This window comes from Streptomyces sp. NPDC046870 (assembly GCF_040704595.1).
In the GTDB taxonomy this organism is placed as follows: Bacteria; Actinomycetota; Actinomycetes; order Streptomycetales; family Streptomycetaceae; genus Streptomyces; species Streptomyces argyrophylli.
This window is the reverse complement of the sequence record NZ_JBEYXM010000005.1, coordinates 62090-81533: the sequence shown is the minus strand read 5'-3', so window position 1 is coordinate 81533 and position 19444 is coordinate 62090. Positions and strand designations below refer to the sequence as shown.

General features: G+C 69.1%; 19 protein-coding genes and 1 pseudogene. 9 read left to right on the top strand and 11 right to left on the bottom strand.

Features of this window, described 5'->3' with window-relative positions:
* Positions 1–181 precede the first annotated feature (181 nt).
* Positions 182–412 (top strand): 4-oxalocrotonate tautomerase family protein, encoded by a 231-nt coding sequence (locus AB0946_RS13810; RefSeq protein ID WP_366760777.1) that lies wholly within the window; start codon positions 182–184, stop codon positions 410–412.
* 12 nt (positions 413–424) lie between these two features.
* Here the strand turns inward: AB0946_RS13810 and AB0946_RS13805 are convergent, their stop codons facing one another.
* Positions 425–802, bottom strand: a complete 378-nt coding sequence (locus AB0946_RS13805; protein ID WP_366760776.1) for a Tn3 family transposase — start codon at positions 800–802, stop codon at positions 425–427.
* 174 nt (positions 803–976) lie between these two features.
* On the opposite strand from AB0946_RS13805, the gene AB0946_RS13800 reads away from it, so the two are divergent.
* Together AB0946_RS13800 and AB0946_RS13795 are read left to right on the top strand one after the other, a co-directional pair.
* Positions 977–1867 carry an SDR family NAD(P)-dependent oxidoreductase gene (locus tag AB0946_RS13800; RefSeq protein WP_366760775.1) on the top strand — a complete coding sequence of 297 codons (891 nt, stop codon included), beginning with the start codon at positions 977–979 and terminating at the stop codon, positions 1865–1867.
* An 82-nt stretch (positions 1868–1949) separates the two neighbouring features.
* Positions 1950–2528 (top strand): TetR/AcrR family transcriptional regulator, encoded by a 579-nt coding sequence (locus AB0946_RS13795; RefSeq protein WP_366760774.1) that lies wholly within the window; start codon positions 1950–1952, stop codon positions 2526–2528.
* Between the two features lie 73 nt (positions 2529–2601).
* Here AB0946_RS13795 and AB0946_RS13790 read toward each other — a convergent pair whose 3' ends face one another.
* Positions 2602–2778, bottom strand: coding sequence for a hypothetical protein (locus AB0946_RS13790; protein ID WP_366761087.1), 177 nt, complete (start codon positions 2776–2778; stop codon positions 2602–2604).
* Between the two features lie 382 nt (positions 2779–3160).
* Here AB0946_RS13790 and AB0946_RS13785 point away from each other — a divergent pair, with 382 nt between their 5' ends.
* The gene (locus AB0946_RS13785; RefSeq protein ID WP_366760773.1) at positions 3161–3487 is read left to right on the top strand and encodes a hypothetical protein; all 327 of its coding nucleotides are present in this window, start codon (positions 3161–3163) and stop codon (positions 3485–3487) included.
* Between the two features lie 545 nt (positions 3488–4032).
* On the opposite strand, the gene AB0946_RS13780 is transcribed toward AB0946_RS13785, so the two are convergent.
* Together AB0946_RS13780 and AB0946_RS13775 are read right to left on the bottom strand one after the other, a co-directional pair.
* Complete coding sequence (locus AB0946_RS13780) at positions 4033–4656, bottom strand: NAD(P)-binding domain-containing protein (RefSeq protein WP_366760772.1); 624 nt, start codon at positions 4654–4656, stop codon at positions 4033–4035.
* Positions 4657–4689: 33 nt separating this feature from the next.
* Complete coding sequence (locus AB0946_RS13775) at positions 4690–5424, bottom strand: SDR family oxidoreductase (protein ID WP_366760771.1); 735 nt, start codon at positions 5422–5424, stop codon at positions 4690–4692.
* A 144-nt stretch (positions 5425–5568) separates the two neighbouring features.
* Between AB0946_RS13775 and AB0946_RS13770 the strand changes: the two genes are divergently transcribed.
* Positions 5569–6180, top strand: coding sequence for a helix-turn-helix domain-containing protein (locus tag AB0946_RS13770; protein ID WP_366760770.1), 612 nt, complete (start codon positions 5569–5571; stop codon positions 6178–6180).
* Positions 6181–6991: 811 nt separating this feature from the next.
* Here the strand turns inward: AB0946_RS13770 and AB0946_RS13765 are convergent.
* The gene (locus tag AB0946_RS13765; protein ID WP_366760769.1) at positions 6992–8422 is read right to left on the bottom strand and encodes a selenium-binding protein SBP56-related protein; all 1431 of its coding nucleotides are present in this window, start codon (positions 8420–8422) and stop codon (positions 6992–6994) included.
* A 648-nt stretch (positions 8423–9070) separates the two neighbouring features.
* Here AB0946_RS13765 and AB0946_RS13760 point away from each other — a divergent pair.
* A pseudogene (locus AB0946_RS13760) lies at positions 9071–9426 on the top strand (lamin tail domain-containing protein); the annotation flags it as partial.
* Between the two features lie 111 nt (positions 9427–9537).
* On the opposite strand, the gene AB0946_RS13755 reads toward AB0946_RS13760, so the two are convergent.
* A complete protein-coding gene (locus AB0946_RS13755; RefSeq protein WP_366760768.1) occupies positions 9538–9909 on the bottom strand; it encodes a nuclear transport factor 2 family protein in 372 nt (123 codons plus the stop codon).
* Between the two features lie 689 nt (positions 9910–10598).
* Positions 10599–11576 (bottom strand): AraC family transcriptional regulator, encoded by a 978-nt coding sequence (locus tag AB0946_RS13750; protein ID WP_366760767.1) that lies wholly within the window; start codon positions 11574–11576, stop codon positions 10599–10601.
* Between the two features lie 63 nt (positions 11577–11639).
* On the opposite strand from AB0946_RS13750, the gene AB0946_RS13745 reads away from it, so the two are divergent.
* Both AB0946_RS13745 and AB0946_RS13740 read left to right on the top strand, forming a co-directional pair.
* Positions 11640–12254: a type 1 glutamine amidotransferase domain-containing protein gene (locus AB0946_RS13745; protein WP_366760766.1), complete on the top strand. Its 615-nt coding sequence runs from the start codon at positions 11640–11642 to the stop codon at positions 12252–12254.
* 339 nt (positions 12255–12593) lie between these two features.
* Positions 12594–13340 (top strand): response regulator transcription factor, encoded by a 747-nt coding sequence (locus tag AB0946_RS13740; RefSeq protein WP_366760765.1) that lies wholly within the window; start codon positions 12594–12596, stop codon positions 13338–13340.
* Between the two features lie 284 nt (positions 13341–13624).
* On the opposite strand, the gene AB0946_RS13735 is transcribed toward AB0946_RS13740, so the two are convergent.
* A complete protein-coding gene (locus tag AB0946_RS13735; protein WP_366760764.1) occupies positions 13625–14173 on the bottom strand; it encodes a hypothetical protein in 549 nt (182 codons plus the stop codon).
* A gap of 562 nt (positions 14174–14735) precedes the next feature.
* On the opposite strand from AB0946_RS13735, the gene AB0946_RS13730 reads away from it, so the two are divergent.
* Positions 14736–15356, top strand: coding sequence for a TetR family transcriptional regulator (locus tag AB0946_RS13730; protein ID WP_366760763.1), 621 nt, complete (start codon positions 14736–14738; stop codon positions 15354–15356).
* 6 nt (positions 15357–15362) lie between these two features.
* Here the strand turns inward: AB0946_RS13730 and AB0946_RS13725 are convergent, their stop codons facing one another.
* The 3 genes from AB0946_RS13725 to nhaA form a co-directional block, all read right to left on the bottom strand.
* Positions 15363–16214, bottom strand: a complete 852-nt coding sequence (locus AB0946_RS13725; protein ID WP_366760762.1) for an LLM class flavin-dependent oxidoreductase — start codon at positions 16212–16214, stop codon at positions 15363–15365.
* Positions 16215–16218: 4 nt separating this feature from the next.
* Positions 16219–16578 (bottom strand): hypothetical protein, encoded by a 360-nt coding sequence (locus tag AB0946_RS13720; RefSeq protein WP_366760761.1) that lies wholly within the window; start codon positions 16576–16578, stop codon positions 16219–16221.
* A gap of 264 nt (positions 16579–16842) precedes the next feature.
* Complete coding sequence (nhaA, locus tag AB0946_RS13715) at positions 16843–18738, bottom strand: Na+/H+ antiporter NhaA (protein ID WP_366760759.1); 1896 nt, start codon at positions 18736–18738, stop codon at positions 16843–16845.
* Positions 18739–19444: the final 706 nt, after the last annotated feature.

The window sequence follows — 19444 nt, the reverse complement described above, 5'->3', positions numbered from 1 at the left end:
CAGGTCCTGCCCCGTACTTCGCCGCCAAAGCCGCGATCCCTTCGGACGCCAAGGTGACCGAGGTCGCCGCAGCCGTCGCGCGACTGGTCGCGACGAGGCATGGCACCCGGCCGCTGCGCACCCACATAGACCCCGCAGGCAGCTCCCTGTAACGCCCCGCTGAGAAAAGGAACAACCAGCCATGCCTTTCGCGAACTTCAAGGTCCCCGAGAAAACCCTCACCCCGAAGCAGAAGGAGGAGATCGTCAAGCGCACCACCGAGCTGTACGTCGAGCTCTACGGCGAGCGCGCCCGCGCCAACACCATGGTGCTGGTCGAAGAGGTCGCCGACGGCGGCTGGGGCATCTCCGGCAGTGTGCTGACCCTCGCCATGCTCGGCGAGGCGACACCGACCGACACCAGCGGCGCCTGACCACCCCGGCCGTCATTCGGCCAGGACGGCACTTCGAAACCGAGGGCCCCCGGGTGGAGCGTCCGCCCACACGGACTCGTTCATCCGGGGGCCGATGAGATCGGCGAAGCCCCTGCACGGCAGAGGTCGCCCCCAGGTGGGGCCGCTTGTCCATGTCGTGCACGGCTGGAGCAGGTGCAGCGGGAGCATGGATGTCTCGGCGTGCTCCTTGTCGGGGCCGGTCAGGGCTCCGCCCTCGCCGTAGTGCAGCACGGTGTTCGCACTGTTCCAGGTCTCCACCGCCTGGAGCCCGCCGTGGATCTCGCGGCGCAGGCCGGGGCTGGCAAGGCCTTGGGCTCTGCGGGGCCCCTCCCGTCCTCGTCCGGCGGCAGCAGGAACAGGCGTCGGCATCGCAGGGAGTCGCCCAGCCGTGGCGGCGGGGTCGGCTGGCGCGCCGCGCACATGGTCTCTCCCGGCGCTGAGCGGCCCGCCGAAGCCTCAACCGGATAGTTCATCCGCATGTGTGCTACCGTCCGGGACTAAGCGGATGAACTATCCGATTGGCTGCCCGGGGTGGAGGAGCGCATGAAGAAGACAGCAGTGGTCACGGCCGGAACAGGGGGCATCGGACTGGAGACGGCACTGGGGCTGGCCGTCGCCGGGTTCGCGGTCACAGTGATCGGGCGCGACGCCGAACGGGGAGCCAAGGCCGTCGAGCGGATCAACGCGACGGGCCCGGTGCACCCGGCCCGCTTCCTGTCCGCGGACCTCGCCTCGCTCGACCAGGTGCGTGCGCTCGCCCGTAGGATCGCGGCCGACCACGCCGCCTCGGGGGAACCGCTGACGGTGCTGGTCAACAACGTCGGAGCGATGTTCGCCGAGCGCCAGACCCGCGGCGGTGTCGAGGCGTCGTTCGTCGTCAACCACCTCTCGCCCTACCTGCTGACCGAACTGCTGCTGCCCACGCTCACGGCCGGTGCGCCGAGCAGGATCGTGAACGTGACGTCGGGCGCAGTCGCCCTGGCCAAGCGAGTGTTCGACGCCATCGAGCCGCCGGGCGGCTACTACGGCTTCCACTGGTACGGTCGCGCCAAGCTCGCCAACCTGGCCTACACCCTGGACCTGGCGGCCCGGCTGGACGGCACGGGTGTCTCGGTCTTCGCCGCCGATCCCGGAGGGGCCGCGACCGACATGACCAACGGCACCATGGCCGACCCGAAGATCGTCTCACCCGCCCTGCGGCTGCTGTGGCCCCTGGTGCGCCGCACGTTCGCACGCTCGACCTCGGGTCCGGCATCCGCGGCGGCCCGGTCCTCCATCATGGCCGCCACCGACGACACACTGACCGGCCGAACCGGCATCGTCATCGGCGCCCAGGGGCACCCGGTCGCCCCGCACCGGGCTGCGGCCGACCCCCGCGTCGCCGAAGCCGTACGCCGACTCAGCGAACGGCACGCACCGCTCGCCCCGGCCTGAGCGTCGTACGCACGGCGCGGCGCTGCCGGTACCGGGCGGGCGACGGAACTATCCGGATGAACCATCCGATTAACATGGGCTCATGACGACGCCTCTACGCAAGGACGCGGCCCGCAACTGGCAGCGGATCGTCTCCGTCGCCCGCGACCTGGTCGACGAGGGCACACCACTGCAGCTCAACGACGTCGCACGCCGGGCGGGACTCGGGGTCGGCACCGTCTACCGGCACTTCGCCACGCCCGAGGCGCTGCTGGAGACCGTCGCCGCCCCATGCCTGGAGGCCCTGGCCGCCCACGGCCGGCAGGCGCTGACCGATGCCGACCCCTGGCGCGGCCTGACGGGCTTCCTCTTCCGCATCGTCGAGGCGCAGGTCACCGACGCCGCCCTGCCCCCCGTGGCCGCCGCGGCCACGAACGCCGTGCCGCGCACCACGGAACTCAAGGAGTCACTCGCGTCGGCCGGCGCCACCCTGCTCGCCCGGGCCCGCGATGCCGGAGTGGTCCGCCCCGACCTCGCCGCCACCGACCTCGTCCCGCTCATGTGCGGCATCGCCCACGCCGTGAGCGTCCACGGCGGCACCCCCGCCGACCGGGTCGACACCGCGCACCGCTACCTCGCCGCCCTCCTCGAAGGCTTGCGCACGACACCACCGACTGCGTAAGCGAACGACGCGGGCGCTGCAACGGCGACCGGAACGCAACGGCCGACGGCGCCACTGCCACCCGCCCGGCCGTTCAGCTCCTGTCACCGTGGCACACGCCGCACCAACCGGAGAAATGCCTGACCAGCCAGGCGCTGACGAGCCCGAGGGCGGCGCCGGCTGCGACGTCGCTGGGATAGTGGGCGCCTGACTGCAGTCCTCTCACCCGGCACGTCTGGTGGTCATGGTCGACCATCGCCCCGGGGTACAGGGCGCACAGATGACAGTTGGTGCCGAGCGCGTCGACCAGCGCGGCACGCAGACCTGGCCCGCTCCCACCCCGACGCGATCGAATGCGTAGACCACGAGAAGCGGCTGAGGCGCCGGGTCGATCCGCCGGCCGGCGTGGGAGCGCTTGGCGCCGGTGGCGTTCGTGTCCGCGGACACCAACGGTTCATTGGTATGCATCGGGTTGAACTGCACATCGGCACGGTGCCTTGAGCGAGCCCCGTGTCAATGCCGGCCTGCTGCCCTTTCATTCAGGTCATTCCTCACGCCGGGTCCCGAGGGAGCGGGAATGGAACATGCGTTGGGCAGGCTGAAGTACCGATGGCTCGTTATCACCGTTGTTACGCCTTGCGCACTGTGCAAGCGTGATCAGGACCAAGTCGCCCATCAGGTCCATGGGGGAGATCATGCACAAACGTCGCGTCATTGCGTCCTTCGGTGTGGCCGTAGGAATCGCGCTCGGCACTCTGGCCGGAGCGGCCACTGAAGCGTCTGCGGAATCGGCCCCCCAGAGCACCGCACACCCGGCGGCCTGCAGTCACATCACTTCGCGGGCCGGGGACACCTTCTCCCAGTACGCGGCGAGGTTTGGAATCAACGTCTACAAGCTGCTCTACGACAACAGTAGCTGGTTCCACGGAGGCCCCGACGACCTCGTTCCGCCGGGCAACTTTGTTTACATCTGCCCCTGAGTAGATGTCGTGCTGGCCACCTGGCCCGGCAACCGGTAGACGGTCGGGCCGGCTATGGGCCGGCGGGTCATCCCTTCGCCACGACTGTGTCGTCCGTGGCGATCCCGGCCGCGAACTCTCCGAGACCCGCCGCGGGTGTCCCGGCTTGTGCTAGCCGCACAGCCAGTCGGCCAGATCGTCTGGGCGTGCAGCTGGGGTCGACGGCGTGCGGCCGCGCGGCGACGTCGGGCAGGCCGGCGGCGAATGCCTCGGCCTCTTGACGTCCCCGGAGCCCGGCTCGGGGGCCGCACCGTCCAAAGACGCTGCGGCCCCTGCGTCATGTGGTGACCGGCTGTGGAATCTCCAGAACTTCGGCGATTCTCCGTGCGAGCGCCGCTACGCGCGGTGGCAGGTAGCTGTCCAGTGCGTCGACGTCGTCACACAGTCGGGGCGATGAGCGTCGTGACCCACTCGACCAGGGTGTGTGGGAGGTCGGGTGCGGCAGGACGGGGAACCGACACGGCTCCTGCGACGCTGAGTTGAGAGGGGCTCAGTCAATCGTTCGTTCAGGCGGGAAGTTCGGTGATGCTGAGGGCGAAGTTCACGTTCCCCACCCCGTGGTTGGCGAGGCCCACCGTGACCACGCCCGCTCCTTCCAGCCAGTGCGCCATTCTCAGGCCGCCGACGTCCAGCGGGCGCAGCCCGAGGCTCTCGATGAACGCCTTCACACTTGACTTGGCCTGCGCATGGTCGCCGGCGAGGAAGACGTCGGGCCGACCCCTCTCCAGGACATGGCGGAAGACGGTGTTGAACGCCTTTACCACGCTGGCGCCGGCCGGGGCGGCCGTGGCTACTTCCTGCGCGATCGAGGTCTCCTCGCGGTGGGCCAGCCCGTCGAACGTGGAATTGAAGGGGTTGCTGATGTCGACGATGACCTTGCCCGCGAGAGCGTCTCCGTACTGGGCGACGGCCGGCACGACACCGTTGTACAACAGCGCCACGATGACGATGTCCCCGGCCGGGACGGTGCCCCATTCTCCGGTCGTGGCGCCGTCGCCGAGAGCCTTTGCCAGGTCGGCGGCCTTGGACTGATCGCGGCCCATGACCTCGACGGTATTGCCGCCCGCTATCGCCCGCGCGCCGATGGTGCGGGCCATGTTTCCGGTGCCGATGATGCTGATACTGCTCATGAGATGTCCTGCCCTGGTTGTGGGTTGTTCGGTTCAGATGGCGGTGGTGCCGCCGTCTGCGACCAGTTCCATGCCGTTGACGTAGCTGGAGTCGTCGGAGGCGAGGAAGAGCGCGGCGGTGGCGATCTCGTCGGGGCTGCCCATCCGGCCGCGGGGGATGAGCGACTCGAACTGGCGCTTGGTGGCCTCGTCGAAGAGTTCTTCCTGCTTGGCGGTGGCGACCTGGCCAGGGGTCAGGACGTTGACGCGGATGCGGCGGTCCTTGAGCTCGTTGAGCCAGATGCGGGCCCAGGCCTGCTGGACGGCCTTGCTGCCGGCGTAGACGCTCCAGCCGGGGAAGGCGCCGAGGGAGGCGTTGGAGCCGGTCATGAGGATGGAGCCGCCGTCGTTGAAGAGCGGAAGGGCCTTCTGGACGGTGAACAGGGTGCCGCGGGCGTTGAGCCCGAACCAGGTGTCGAACTGGGCCTCGGTGATCTCGCCGAGCGGGGCGGGCTCACCCCCGCCGGCGCTGGCCCACAGCACGTCGATGCTGCCCTTCTCCCGCTTCACGGTGTCGTAGAGGCGGTCCAGGTCGTCCAGGTCGGCGGCGTCGCCCTGGACGCCGGTGACGTTGCGGCCGATCTGCTTCACGGCCTCGTCCAGGACATCCTGGCGGCGGCCGGTGATGAAGACGTGCGCTCCCTCGTCGACGAACAGCTTCGCGCCTGCCAGCGCCATGCCGGTGGTGCCGCCGGTGATGACCGCGACCTTGCCGTCGAGCTTTCCCATAGTCATTCCCTTGGGTCGGTGGTGCCGTGTGTACCTGGGACGACGATGTTATGTACACCGCCCTGTGTACGTACCGTACGGGGCGGGCGGCCGGGACGCAATCTATGTACACCGGTCGTTACCCTGCCGGGGTACCATGGACCCATGACGGAGTTGGAGAAGGGCCCCACGGGCCGCCGCCGCGGCCGGGGCGCCCGTGAGCGCATCCTCAGCGCGTCCCAGCAGCTGTTCCGCGAGCAGGGCATCAACCGCACCGGCATGGACCAGCTCTGCGCCGCGGCCGAGGTCTCGAAGCGCACGGCCTACCAGCACTTCACCAGCAAGGACGAACTCGTCGCCGAGTACCTGCGGCGGTTCGACCCCTCCGTTCTGCCCGGCGTGTTCGACCGCACCGACCTCACGCCCCGCGAACGCCTCCTCGCCGCCTTCGACATCCCCCCCACCACCCCCCTGTGTCCCTACATCGCCGCCGCCGTCGAACTGAACGACCCCCAGCACCCCGCATCCCAGTACGCACGCGACTACAAGAAGGCCGTCGCCGCGCGGCTCGCCGACACCGCCCGCGAAGCCGGCGCCGCCGACCCTGAACAACTCGGCGAGCAGCTCGCGCTGCTCCTCGACGGCGCCGCGGCCCGCACCCGGGTCCTCGACGCCGACGCGTTCCCCACAGCCGCCGCCATCGCCGCCGTCCTCATCGACAACGCCATCCCCGCCACAGCCGGCGATGACCGGCGACGAGAGGAAGTGCCGAGCTGACTCGGCACTTTGCGACCGGGCCGCACGCGCTGCCGGTCGCGCAGCCGTACCCGCTGGTACGCGACACCAGCCGCCCGGCAGCCAGTCGCGCCTCGTCGTCGTGACAGGGGAGTGGTCGAGCCGTCAGGGAACCCGGCCCCGGGCGAGGGCGACTGGTCGATCTTGGTTGACCCCACCCCGTTCCCCCGTTTCTCGGCGCTGACCTACAACGGTCACCGCATGCACTACGACCGCGCGTACGCGCGGGAGGTCGAGGGCTACGCAGGCCTCGTCACGCACGGACCGCACGGACCGCTTCAGGTGAAGGTGATGGCGGAGGCGGCCCGTGCTCGCGGTGCCCCGGGGGCCGCTGACGATCGACTACCGGCTCCTGTCACCCAGCTTGACCACCAAGCCTGGTCGGGCGGGCGGCGGGGCCGACGGCTGGGACGTGAGCACGCGGGACCTCACCGGTCGCGCCACGACGCAGGGGCGGGTCGCCCGGCATAGGACGCCACACCTCCACGACCCCGTCGGGCGTGGAGGGCGATGTGCAGCGGTCCTTGGTGACACCGGCATCCAGGGTGGCGCAGTGGTCGCGGATCAAGTCGGCGCCGACCCGCTTGACGCAGGCGGTGGTCGCCGCGCTCCGGGCTTGCCGACTGCTGGTGATCTTGCCCAGGTTTCCCTGATGGGCCGCGGTCGGGAACTGCCTGTCGAGCGCGGAGACGATTCCTCAACCCGGCGCCGTTCAGGCGGCGGGCCGCGCCGGCCGCGCGGACGGCGCCCTGGCGCACCGGCGCCGGCCCGGACGTAGTCACCGGCCCTGGGGTCAGCGGCGGTAGCAGTAGGAGTCGGAGGAGGCGTCGCCACCTTGCAGGCGTGTCTGGTGCACGCGCAGGCCGGCGAAGTCCTCGCCGTGGGGGAAGAAGCGGGCGTCCACCGACAGCCCGCCGCGTGAGGTATCGGCGTCCAGCTTGACCATCCACGGTTCGATGCCCGCGGGATAGAACTGCTCGTCCCAGGCGGCGTAGAGAGAGTTCGTCAGGTAGACGCGCTGCCCGTCGCGGCTGACCTCGACCATCTGGGCCCCGCCCGTCAGCGGCACGGCGGGCGCTGCGGGGTGCGGCCGGCGGGCGGTGATGCCGCCGAGCCGCACGGCCGCGGTCCGCCGGGGGTGCCGCGGGTCGCTCACGTCGTACTGGATGAGGTCGCCGGTGCCCCACGCAGAGACGTACAGCCACCGGTCGTCCACCGAGAGGTCGATGTCGGTGATCAGCGGGGGCACGGCACCGAACGGCTTGAGCGCCGGGGGCAGGTCCTCGGCCGGGGCGGGCTCGGCCGGGAGGGTGATCACCTTGGTGACGTGGAAGTCCTCGCCGTCGCGGTGCCACCGCCACACCGAGGCCGACAGGTCTTCGACGTCGACCACGGTGTTGGTGAACCCCCAGGTGGCCTCGGGGTCGTGCGCGGGACGCAGTTCCAGCACCATCTGGTGGGTGTCGCCCAGGTCGACCTGCTGCAGGTGCCGGCCGGTGTCGAGTTCCCAGAAGTGCAGGCAGTGGCCGTAACGGCGTCCCAGCAGCAGGTCAGGGACGAGACCGTCCTCGATCATGGAAGGGGTTCCCCACTCGCTGGTCACTGCGATGTTCTGGGTCAGATGCCACCAGACGTCATAGGCGAGATGCTGCGGCCCGCGCTCGCTCTCCCAACCGCGCAGCACCTCGAAGCTCTCGTGGTCCAGCAGCGCCACGCCGCCGGGCCCGTCCGCGCCGTCCGCGCCGCCCAGGCACGACAGGAAGACGCCGTCGGGACCGCAGTGCAGGGTGTGGGGGCGCGAGTACCCGGCCCGGGCGGCCAGTTCACCTGGCTCGACCGTCTTGACCAGGCGGGGGCGGGCCGGATCGGGGACGGTGTCAAAGACGTGCAGCCTGGAGGAGCGCAGTCCGGGGACGATGAGATAGCGGCGCGCGGCGTGGTGGTGACCGGCATGGGCCAGCGCGCTCGAGCAGGCGTTCCAGCCGAAGTGGTGCAGTTCGTTGCCCACGCCGGGCACCTCGGCGTGGGCGATCACGCGGCCATACGCCGCTGAGCCGGGGTCGGTGCCGACGGTGAACAGCCCGTCCGGGCGCGCTCCGGCCGGGTCGAACCCGACGACGTAGGCGAGTCCCTCCCCGGGCGCGGCGGCGGCGTCCGCCGGGGTGCGGTACAGGGTCGGATCCTGGTGGCCGTCGTGGTCGTGCGGGTGTTCGGTCGTCGTCATCGGGTGTTCCCACTCGGCGAACACAGGGCCCGGGACCGGGTGGGCCCCCGTCAAGGACGGGCCGGGCCTCTCGTCCGCCGTCGACGTGCGGTGAAGGACGGATATGCGACTGCTTCCGAGCCTTTCACAGTCCCCGGGGCCCTGCCACGGCGCCCGGCCTGTGCTGCCGTGTCCCGCGTCGTGAGGCCGTCTCGGCCCGTGTCCCCGGCCGTCGGGTAGTCCCCGCCGTGCCGGGTGGAGTCGCCCGGCCCTTCTCCGTGGAGGGCACCATGCCGTGCCACCGCCCGGCCCGCTGGATTCCCGCTGCCGGCCGCTCCCCTTTGGGCCTGGGTGCCCGAGGTCGCCGGCCCGGTGCCGTGCCGTTGGCCGCCGCCTTTGCCTCATTCTTCGCCCTGAGTTCTCACCGGGCCGTCCCGTCTGCCTGCGCCGCCCGTACCGCCGCGCGTCTGCGCCGGGCCGCGGCAGCCGGCCGCCGTCGCCCCGGCCCCGCTCGCACTATCGGCCACCGGCCACATGCCGCTGCGGGTCGGCCGCCACGTCGCCCGCGCGCCCGCGCTGGCCCCCGTCCCTCACGCCTCGGGGCCGACTGCCCATCCGGCTCCCGTGCCTCCGGTCTGACCACCGTCGCCGGCGTGGTATCGCCCGGCGGTGTACATCAGCGACGTGCAGTACGACGCCCCGGCCCGCGACGACCGTTCCAACCGTTCCCTGAACGCTGCGTGGGTGGAGATCATCCACGACTCGCGGCGGGCGGTGCGCTTGGACGGCTGGACCCTCGCGGACGAGGACCGCCACTCCTACCCCTTCGACCACTACCGGCTGAGCAGCCGCGCCACGGTCCGCGTCCACACCGGCATCGGCCGTGACAGCCGGACGAACGTGTACCAGGACCGGCGGGCGTACGTGTGGGACACCACTCCGACTCCGCTATCCTGCGCAACCACCGCGACCGGCTCGTCGACGAGGTCCCCTGGGGCTACGACCGAGACCACCGCGGCAACGACGACGGCGGTGACGGCTGGCGACGGTTGCTCAACCGAACCAGGCCCCGGCTCATCAGGCGCTATGCGCTTTCTACCAGATTTCGCAAGCCGGCCTGTCGGCGACAGGCTCCCTCACGATGATTCCGGCTGTGTGTCGATCAAGGTGTGGAGGATGGCGATACGGCCGTTCTCCACGATCGAAATATCCAGGCCCCGGACGACGGGCTCCTCCCCCTCCGGCCCGAACTGCCATGCCAACACCGCGAGGTTGTGACTCACCTGAACGTCGCCCGCAGTTTTGAATACGAAACCAGGAGATTCGGCGAGGATTTTCTGCGCTTTCTCGTTCAGCGCGTCCCAGCCCGTGACCACTTCGTCGGGGTCATAAAATTTGATGTTTTCGTCGTACGTTTCCCTGATGGCTTCCATGCGTGCCTCGGAGTCACGCTGACCGAACACCTCCAGCAGGTTCCGATATGCCAGCTCTTTCATCTTCTCAGTCACTTCTTCTCCCTTGCCGTAACAAAAGGCCGTTTCGGTCGCCGTATGGCGCTTCGTGTAAGTGAGGGATCATGATGTGCGCGGGGTCACGCTCACCGCCTTCGGCACGCCTTGCGTCAACGCGGCACAGCTGGTGAGGACCTGTTTCAGTGGTCAACAACGCCGTCGCAACCATGCTGCACGCCCGCGCCGTCCCACGCACCACAGATCAAGGCAACGACCCCACACATCAAGACCGACCCACTGTGACACCCGCAGGATCCGATGCGGTGACACCTCGGCGGCCTGCGTCGGCAGCCATGCCGGCGGTCGCGACGTGTCCACGGTGAGCCCCTGCGGTACCGGGCTCAGGCTCTCGGCAAGGTCGCCGGATGTCGAGGTCTTCCGTCCTCCGGTACGAATGAGGAAGGCGCCGCCCGGCAGGTGTGCCCTGGCGACGCCCTCGCGGCTGTTGCAGTGCTACCGCGACATGGCGCGGAGACGAACCACGACCCACGCCGCTTCAGCAGTGTGCCCACCGTACGCCGCACGGTGATGGCAACGGGTGCCCCGAGGGGGCACACCGACCGCCACCGCGCCGTTGCGGAACGGTGCTCACCGGCCCACGAGGGCTATCGGAGCCTGCCCATCCCGGTACACCGCCCGTACAGGGACGGAGTGTCATCAACTCCGGTGGCGACCGACGCTGGCGGCTACCGTGGGGCAGCGGCGCTGTCCGCCTTGCGGGCCTCCCGCCGGTAGCTGCCCGGCGGAACGCCGAGCTCGCGCTTGAAGGCGAGCGCGAACGCGGCCTCGGAGCCGTAGCCGACGGCATCGGCGATGGTGGCGATCGTCTGGTCGGTGGCCGTCAACCGGTGTGCCCCCAGCTCGAGGCGCCACCGGGTGAGGTACTCGAGCGGACCCTGACCGACGACCGCCTTGAAACGTGCGGCCAGGGTCGAGCGGGACACATGGGCGACGTCTGCCAGCAGTCGCACGGTCCAGCGTCTTGCCGGATCGGCGTGAATGGCGTGCAGGGCGACGGAGACCACAGGGTCGCTCAGGCCCTGCAGCCAACCGGCTCGGCTCGGCTGCTGGTTGAGGTGGTAGCGGACGACATCGACGAGCAGGACTACCGCTAGATGCTCGGTGACCACACTGGAGGCGAGACCGCCGGTACGAGCTTCCCGGTCGATCCGGGTCAGCAGATGCGGCAGCATGGCCGCGCCCTCGGCATGGGCGGGCAGGTAGATCAGCGGCGGGAGAGCGTCGAGCAGCAGTTCGCGGGCGCGGCGGCCGAAGGTGAAGCTGCCGCCGACCAGTTGCGCGGTCACCGGCTCATCGAGAGGACCTGCCTCGGCGCTACTACCACCTGTCGCCCGGAACAGGGGCGAGGCCGGCTGCACGTCGGCATCCAGTGAGGTGGCGAGGACGAACTCCTGGGGACGGGTGAGGAGGAAGGAGTCGCCCGCACGCAAGGTGACCGGCTGCGGCAGTCCGGCGGTGTCGACGATGCACGACCCGGTGAGCACGGAGTTGAACTTCGCCCCCTCCGGGGCGGGCAAGCGCAAGGCCCAGTCCCCGTGGCCCGTCAGGGTGGATGCGCGCTCGGCGCGGACTTCGGCGAGCGCGAGCACTTCTTCGAGAGGATCCGAAGCGGATGGACGATCTATAGGCTTTGCACGACTCATTATGCTCCCGAGTCTAGCTCGCGACTCCTACTGTGTGAGCAGGAAACCTCAGAAGGAGTGGCTGTGGCTGACACCACCACCGACCGACCCGCCGACAACCGCGTCGCGCTACCGACCGGCGAACCGTCCCGGGGCCGCATCGCCGTCCTGACAGCCGACCAGGTCGAGGACGTCGAGTTCTTCTACCCCTACTACCGTTTCACCGAGGCCGGCTACGACGTCGACGTGATCACCCCCGGCGGCGGCGCTCTCACCGGCTACCGCGGCATGGGCATCCAGGAGACCGTCGCACTCGTCGATGTCGACCCGGCCGACTACGACATGCTCTACGTGCCCGGCGGTCTCGCCCCCACCGAGCTGCGCACTCTGCCCGCCGCGCTCGACTTCGTGCGCGCTTTCGCCGCGGCCGACAAGCCGGTGGGCCTGGTCTGCCACGGCCCGCAGATGCTCGTCTCCGCGGGACTGGCCAACGGCCGGCGGATGACCTCCTGGTACGAGGTACGCCCGGAGGTCGAGGACGCCGGCGGTATCTGGATCAACGAGCCGGTGGTGCAGGACGGTCCGTTCATCACGGCCCGCAAGCCCGGTGACCTGCCCGCAGAACTGCACACGATCATGCAGCGCCTCGAAGAGCGTCGTGCTCGGCAGACCGAGGACGAGCGCGAACCGGCGCGTTGAACATGACGAGATCGCGTTCTGCCGCGCACCGCGCGTGCGAAGGGCCGGCCAGGACACCTGCCTTTGGCCGGCCCAACGCTGGGCAGGCTCCGCCACCGCCCGACTCGGCGGTGAGGGGGGCGCGATCAGGCGGGGCGGACGTTCTCAGCCGCCGCCACCAGCGGTGAAGACCCTTGTCACCCCGTGCTAACGCCGAAGACCCGACGCTGCCCGCGCGGGGAGGAATCGACCGAACGAGAGGACTTCGTGGGCCCCGTGCCGTCGCCACCGCCTCGCCCAAAGGGCCGGCGATGGCGTCGTGGGGCGGGCCTACGCCGAGCACACGCAATGAGGACGACGATGGCAGCAGCGGATCACATGCTCACGGGTGTTTCCGACCGCACCCAGTTGATGAGCGTGCCGGACATCGATACGACATGGCGCACAGGGCCCGCAATGACACGCCGAGCGGACGCGGCACCGCGCAGCGCACCCCTCAGGGTCACGATCCGGGCAAGTGACATGCTGACCGCGGACGGCGCGCAGGCCTGGCTCGAAGCCGTAGCCGGTGTGCAGGTGGTCTCCTGGGCCGAGCGCCAGCACGCTCACGCCGCTGTCATCCTCGCGCACGAGGTGACCGTGCAGGTTCTCTCGTCGATCGACGAGGCATCCAAGTCCCCGGGCGGCGGCAGCCTGCCCGTCGTTCTCGTCACCGACACCCTCAACGAGCGCCAGCTGTTTGCCGCGGTTGACCGCGGAACCGTAGGAGTTCTGCTGCGCCCTGAAGTGACGTACCCCGACGTCGTCGACGCGGTCCGGCAGTGCCTGAACGGCGCGTCTGCCATGCCTGCCCCGATGGTGCGCTCTCTGATCGAGCGGCTTCAGTCCCTCCGGGCCAAGCCCCACCCTCAGACCTGGCCGTTCACACCTCGCGAGGTGGACGTCCTGAGGCACATGGCCGAGGGGATGAGCACCGCGGAAGTCGCGGATCGCCTCAACTATTCGGAACGCACCATCAAGAACATCCTGCACGAGATCGTTCTGCGCCTGAACCTGCGCAACCGCACCCATGCCGTGGCCTACGCCATCCGCAGCGGCGTGGTGTGACCCCCCAACGGTCACATGCGGACATGCACTGCTGCGCCGGCACGGCCGCCGGGGTCGGCCTTCCGCGCCGCCAGGCCCAAGGCGTCCCCGCTCGCCGCTGCCGGACGCGCCCTCCGCGCAGGCGAAAGTCCTTCTGCTGCCGTCAGTTGGTCGATGACATCCTGCTGCTGCGGATCATTCTCCATGACCAACCCGCACGCCCGTAGTTCCGCGCTGGCCCGTGCGGCGTGCTTTTGCCGGAGCCTGGAGCACCGAGAGCGACAAGCAAAAAAGGAGGATGTCATTCAGCCCTTCTGGGCGAACGAATACATGACTGTGTGCTTCTGCTTGTGCCGGGCAACCACCCCACGGGCGACCAACCCCTCGAGGCTGTTGCGGACCACCTGGTTGCTCGGAGAACGATCCGGATGTTTCTGCAGGCACTCCTGCCACACCTCCCTCGCCGCTCGCGGCTCGCTGTGCGCACTCAGGAGCTCCAGGAGGATCTCTTTGAGGAGAGGTTGTTGGCCTGCGCCTCTGCGTTCCCCGGCTTTGCGCGGCACATCCGGCTCGCCAGGCGGCGTCTCGGGTGACGCCTCCTGCGACGCCGGCGCGTCAGGCCCCGATGCCGGCGGGCCCATAGACTCCCGCTGCGAAGGCGCAGGCGTCGAGGGCGATGCCGTTGCCGCAGACCCCGTGAGGTTGATGATGTCCAGCAGCAGCACCTCTTCCTCCTGCAGCACCTCCAGGTGGCTCAGCAGCTCCGCCTGCCGACGACGGTTCTCCTCCAAATCGGCCACCGCTTGTTCGGTGTAGCGGCTCCTGAGCGTGACGGGATCGCGTTTGATAGCCATGGCCGTCCACTTCCTCGTGTGTGGATAGATGCTGGGTATGTTACTCAGAGCCCACGATTTCCCCGCCTAAAGGCCGCGGCTGTACTCGGGTCGGCCTCTACACCCCAGGCGGCGCACGCGGTACTCCCCGACAGCCTGCACTGCAAGCCGAGCCCACGTTTACGCCGACGGAAGCGGCCACAACACACGCACCAACGTCTGGGCCGCCGTCCCGGCAGGGCCGCTCGATCATACGTGTGAAACTCACTGTCACGGATCCGGAAGACCGGCCAGAAGTCCCAGACCGGCGCGGACTGGCTCGACGCACGTGGAAGCCCCGAGGCATCGTCGAGCGGCCGTACCGGTTCGATCCCGCAGGGCCTCGTCATCCAGCGTAATGCGCTGCCGGTTTGGATTTATCGAGCGAAGGGCAAGGTGAGTCGGCCGGATGGGCGCCCCGCTGCCGATGCCGTCGTCGCCGCATAGCCACTCCACCGGCTGGAGCGCTTGGCCCGGTCGCGCAGCGCAGAGGAGAGGTAAGGTACGGCATCCAAGGTGTTTGGCCAGGCAGGGTGAGGAGCAGATGACCACCAGGAGGTATCGATCGCCTCGCCGCGAGCAGGGGGCTGCAGACACACGGACGGCAATCCTGAATGCCGCACACGAGCTGTTCATCGCAGAGGGTTACTCGGCGGTGACGGTCGCGAACATCGCGGCGGCCGCAGAGGTGGCCTTGCAGACCGTCTACGCCAGCACTGGCGGGAAGGCGGACATCCTCAAAGATCTCCTCGCGCCCGCCATCAAGGATCCGAGTGTCGCAGAGACGATGCGGAGCATTTTCGAAACGGACGATCCGCGGGAGGTCATCAACATCACGGCCCGGGGGACCCGGCAGGTGCATGAACGGCATTGGCGTTCCCTGGCGGCGCTGGTGCCGCAGTGCCACGCCGAACCGGCCGCCGCAGCGGTGCTCGCCGCCGGCAACGCCGAATACATCAAGGAGCTCACGGCCGTCGTCGATCGTCTTGAGCAGATGAACGCACTCGCCCCCGGCGGCAATACCAGCAAGGCGGTCGACCTGCTGTGGTTCCACGTCGGCCAGGATGCCTGGTTCAGCCTGGTGGGCCACAGACATTGGAGCTTCGACGACGCCGAGGAGTGGCTCGCCGGGGCTGCAAGGCGGGCCTTGCTCGCAGCTCCGTGAGCAATCTCAGCCGGCGAGGGCGGCCAGGCGGTCGATCTGCCCGATGTCATCGGACCAGCAGCCGAGCATGACTTCGTCCACGCCGAGCTCGCGGTAGGCGTCGATGGCCTGTCGGATGCCGTCCTCGGTGGTGATCATCTCCATTGCGCTGAGCTCGGCGAACGCCGGCGCGAAGCCGTAGTAGCGCAGCATGTTCGCCCGCGCCTGATCCACGGTCGCCTCCGGTCCGAGAGCGACGTTGATCTGTCCGATCAGCAGCGGCTTGCCGATCCTCCCTGCCTCCTGCCACTGCCGGCGGACGAGCTGCAGCATCCCGCCGGCCTGCTCGGGCAGCGCGGCGCACAAAAGCCCCTCACCCCAGCGGGCGATGCGAGCGAGAGCGTTCGGCGTGAAGGCATCGAAGAGCAGCTGCGGCCCCCGGGCATCGAGCGGGCTTGGCCCCACGACCCCGGCGTCCGCCGTGACGGGAAGACCTGACCAAACCCGGCGCATCACCGCCAACTGTTCGTCCAAGCGCTGACCGCGACGGGAGAAGTCCGCGCCCACAGCGCGGAAATCTTCCTCACGGGCGCCGATGCCCACACCGAGAGTGAAGCGGCCGCCGGAGAGGCGGTCGAGCGTGGCGCACTGCTTGGCCAGCATCACAGGCTCCCGCACAGGAGCCAGCAGGATCTCCGACTGCAGCCGGATACGAGTAGTCACCGCCGCCATGGCCGCAAGCATCACCAGGGTCTCCGGATTGTCGTCAACGACCCGGTCGGGAAGCCCGATGCGGCGGTACGGACCCTGATCCGCGCGCTGCGCCCACGACAGCAACAACTCGTGATCGATGAAGGGCACTGCCAGGCCGAGGTCCACGCGATCAGCTCCCCACCGTGCCCGACAGGACCGTCAGAGCCGCCTGCGCCTGTTCGCGGATCATGGGCACGAACTGCGCCGACTCGGAGAGCCTGGCCAGGACCTGAGACACCTCCTCCGGCGTGCCCACGTCGAAGAAGCCCTCGGCCAGACACGCGGCCTCCATCGACGTGGCGATGACCTCCTGGGAGAGGGCAGCCCAGCTCTCGGGCGACACATGCTCGGAGAGAGCCGGGAACGCGTCCAGGCGCACCGACGGGCGCGGAGCGGCCTGTGAGAGCAGCGTGGTGGCACGGCGGTGAAGATCGCGGGTCAGTCGCGTCTCGGCGACGCCGACAACCTCCATACCGGAGCGGCGGGTCATGCAACACACCCTAATGGATAGAGGACACTTTACCCACACCTTCAGTGGCTCAGGGTTTGAACCTCATGGCGGCTCGGGTTTTGCAGACTGCTGGGAAGGCTTCGCGGTCACCTCCGCACGACTCTTGACGGACATGTATGTTCGCTGTCATACGCGTATCAGTTCCGCGACCCACTTTGGAACGGCAGTAAACGCGGTGGCATCCACAGGAAGGGGCTCCCCGGTCTGGAGCCGGCATCGGACGGCCACCGACGTGATGGGACGTCACCGATGCAGGGATCTGTTCGTGGACGCCAGCGCTGCCTGCACCCGGGCGGTGCGTACGGCTGCCGAGAGGGTGCCGATGTCGTAGGCCCCGTAATGGCGGCGGCCGTTGACGAAGAACGTCGGCGTCCCCGAGACACCGCTCAGGTCTGCGGACTGCACGTCCTCGGCAACGCGCTCGGAGCCCGCACGGTTGCGGAGGTCGTTGCGGAACGTGTCGCCGTCGAGCCCGATCTGTTCTGCGTAGACCAGTAGGTGCTTGACCTGCAGGGCACCTTGGTGCGTCAGCAGCATGTCGTGCATCTGCCAGTACTGGCCCTGCAGTGAGGCGGCTTCAGCCGCCTCGGCGGCCAGCTGCGCGTTGGGGTGTACATCCGACAGAGGAAGGTGTCGCCAGACGTAGCGCACCTCGTCGCCGAAGGAGGCGAGCAGTTCGCGCACCACTGGCTCCGCCAGGCCGCAGTAGGGGCATTCGAAGTCGCCGTATTCGACGAGCGTGACCGGCGCGTTGAGGGATCCGCGGATGTGGTCACGTCTGGCGTCCACCGGCTCACCGAGGTCGACGATGGTCTGCTCCTGGCCGAGCAGTGCGCGGGCTCGCCGTTGCGCGGGCAGCAGGGCCAGCAGCCGGGTGGCCAGCCACGTGAGAAGGAACGAGCAGAGGACGGCGGCCAGGATGCCGATTTTGGCGTCTTCGAGTTGAGCGCCGGTGAAGGCGAGGTCGGCGATGAGGAGCGATACGGTGAAGCCGACGCCCGCCAGGCTGCCACCGGCGGCGACGGCTCCCCAGCCGACCGGTGGGCGCAGACGCCCCCCGCTGGCGTGCACCGCGAGCCAGGCGGCGGAGGTGATTCCGAGTGGCTTGCCCGCTACATAGCCGAGCACGATACCCAGGGTCAGGGGCGAGGTGGCCGCGTCGGCGAGTTGGCCGGCGCTGATGGTGATGCCGGCGTTGGCCAGCGCGAACACTGGCACAATGACGAAGCTCGTCCAGGGATGGAACATCCGCTGGAGGCGTTCGTTGGGGGACATGGTCGAGGACAGTCCCCGGCGCAGGGTGCGTTCCAGTTCCGGTGTCGGCTGCTCGCGAAAGCGCCGGAAGAGGCCGCTGACGCTTTCCAGTGCCTGCCGGTCGGCCGAGCGCGCGTAGATCAGCAAGCCCATGATGAGGCCACTGACCACGGGGTCCACCCCAGACTGCAGGAGCGCTGCCCACAGCACCAGGGACAAGAGCGCGTAGACCGCCGAGATGCGCACGCCGGCCAGCCGCAAGGCCAGGAGGGCGGCGAGCACTGCGCATGCGACGGCCAGGGCGGGAAGCTGCAAGGTCCCGCTGTAGGCGACCGCGATCACCACGAGGGCGAGGAAGTCGTCGGCGACGGCGACTGTGAGCAGGAAGACGCGCAGGCGGCTGGGCAGCCGGTCGCCGAAGACGGCGAGGATGCCGAGCGCGAACGCTGTATCGGTGGACATGGCGGTGCCCCAGCCGTGCACGGAGGACTCGCCGGCGTTGACGGCGATGAAGAGGGCGACGGGGACGAGCATGCCGCTGAGCCCTGCGATCACCGGCAGGGCTAGCCGTCGGCGTTCGCGGAGCTCCCCCAGGTCGAACTCGCGTCGGGCTTCGAGGCCGACGACGAAGAAGAACAGGGCCATCAGCCCGCTGTTCACCCAGTCGCGCAGGTCCAGGGAGATGCCGGCCGGACCGAATCGCAGGGACACTCGAGTGTGCCACCAGGAGTCATACGTGCCTGGCGCCGTGTTCGCCCACACCAGCGCCGCGAGGGTAGCTGTCAACAGGGCGGCGGCGCTGCTGGTCTCGGTACGCATGAAGGTGCGCAGCGGGCTGCGGTTCTCGGCTCCGCAGGCAGTTTGCCCGGTCATCGGCGTGCTCATGGGCGACACGTTCACTCCTCACCATGCGGGTAAAGATCGTGGTGAGTGGGTTGACGGGTAATGTTCATGGCAGCCTTGCGAGTTGTCGGCCTCCGCACGAGTCAGTCCGTTCTGGGGCATGCATTTCTTGTTCTCCCACTTGTCATGACACTCGTGGTGCCCGGGCCCTACCGGCTGGGGCGAGGCCAACTGTTAGGTCTCCCGGCTCGTGGCCACTTCGCGGTCCGGCTTCAACCAGCGTGCCTGCCTTCGGTTGGCGATGCTCCTCAAGAATGGGCAGGTACCCCTCAGATCGGGACGACCGTACATGTCACCTCACGGTGGATCGCGCCCTGCCGGACCCCGGACCATCCGATGGGGCATGCCGGAGGAGTCCAGGTCAGGTGCAGCCTGGCCGACCAGCCGCTGAAGGTGGCGGTTGAGCTCCGTGATTTCGTCGTCGGGCTGTTGGTAACGGTGGGCGATGGACTTCATCGCCAGTTCGGTGACCGTCAACAAGGTGTTCGGTTCGGATGCCGGGCGCCAGCGTGTGACAGTGCGGATGAGTTCCGCTCGTAGCCGACCCATGTCATCCCGGAGGCTGTGGCGGTCCCCGCCTGCACTGCCCGTGCGGCGGCTTCGGCAGCCACGGCATAAGACCTGCCACGACGGCGCCGTGTAGCAGCCGGTGCCTTCCAGACCCGCACGGCGGTCCACCGGTGCAGCC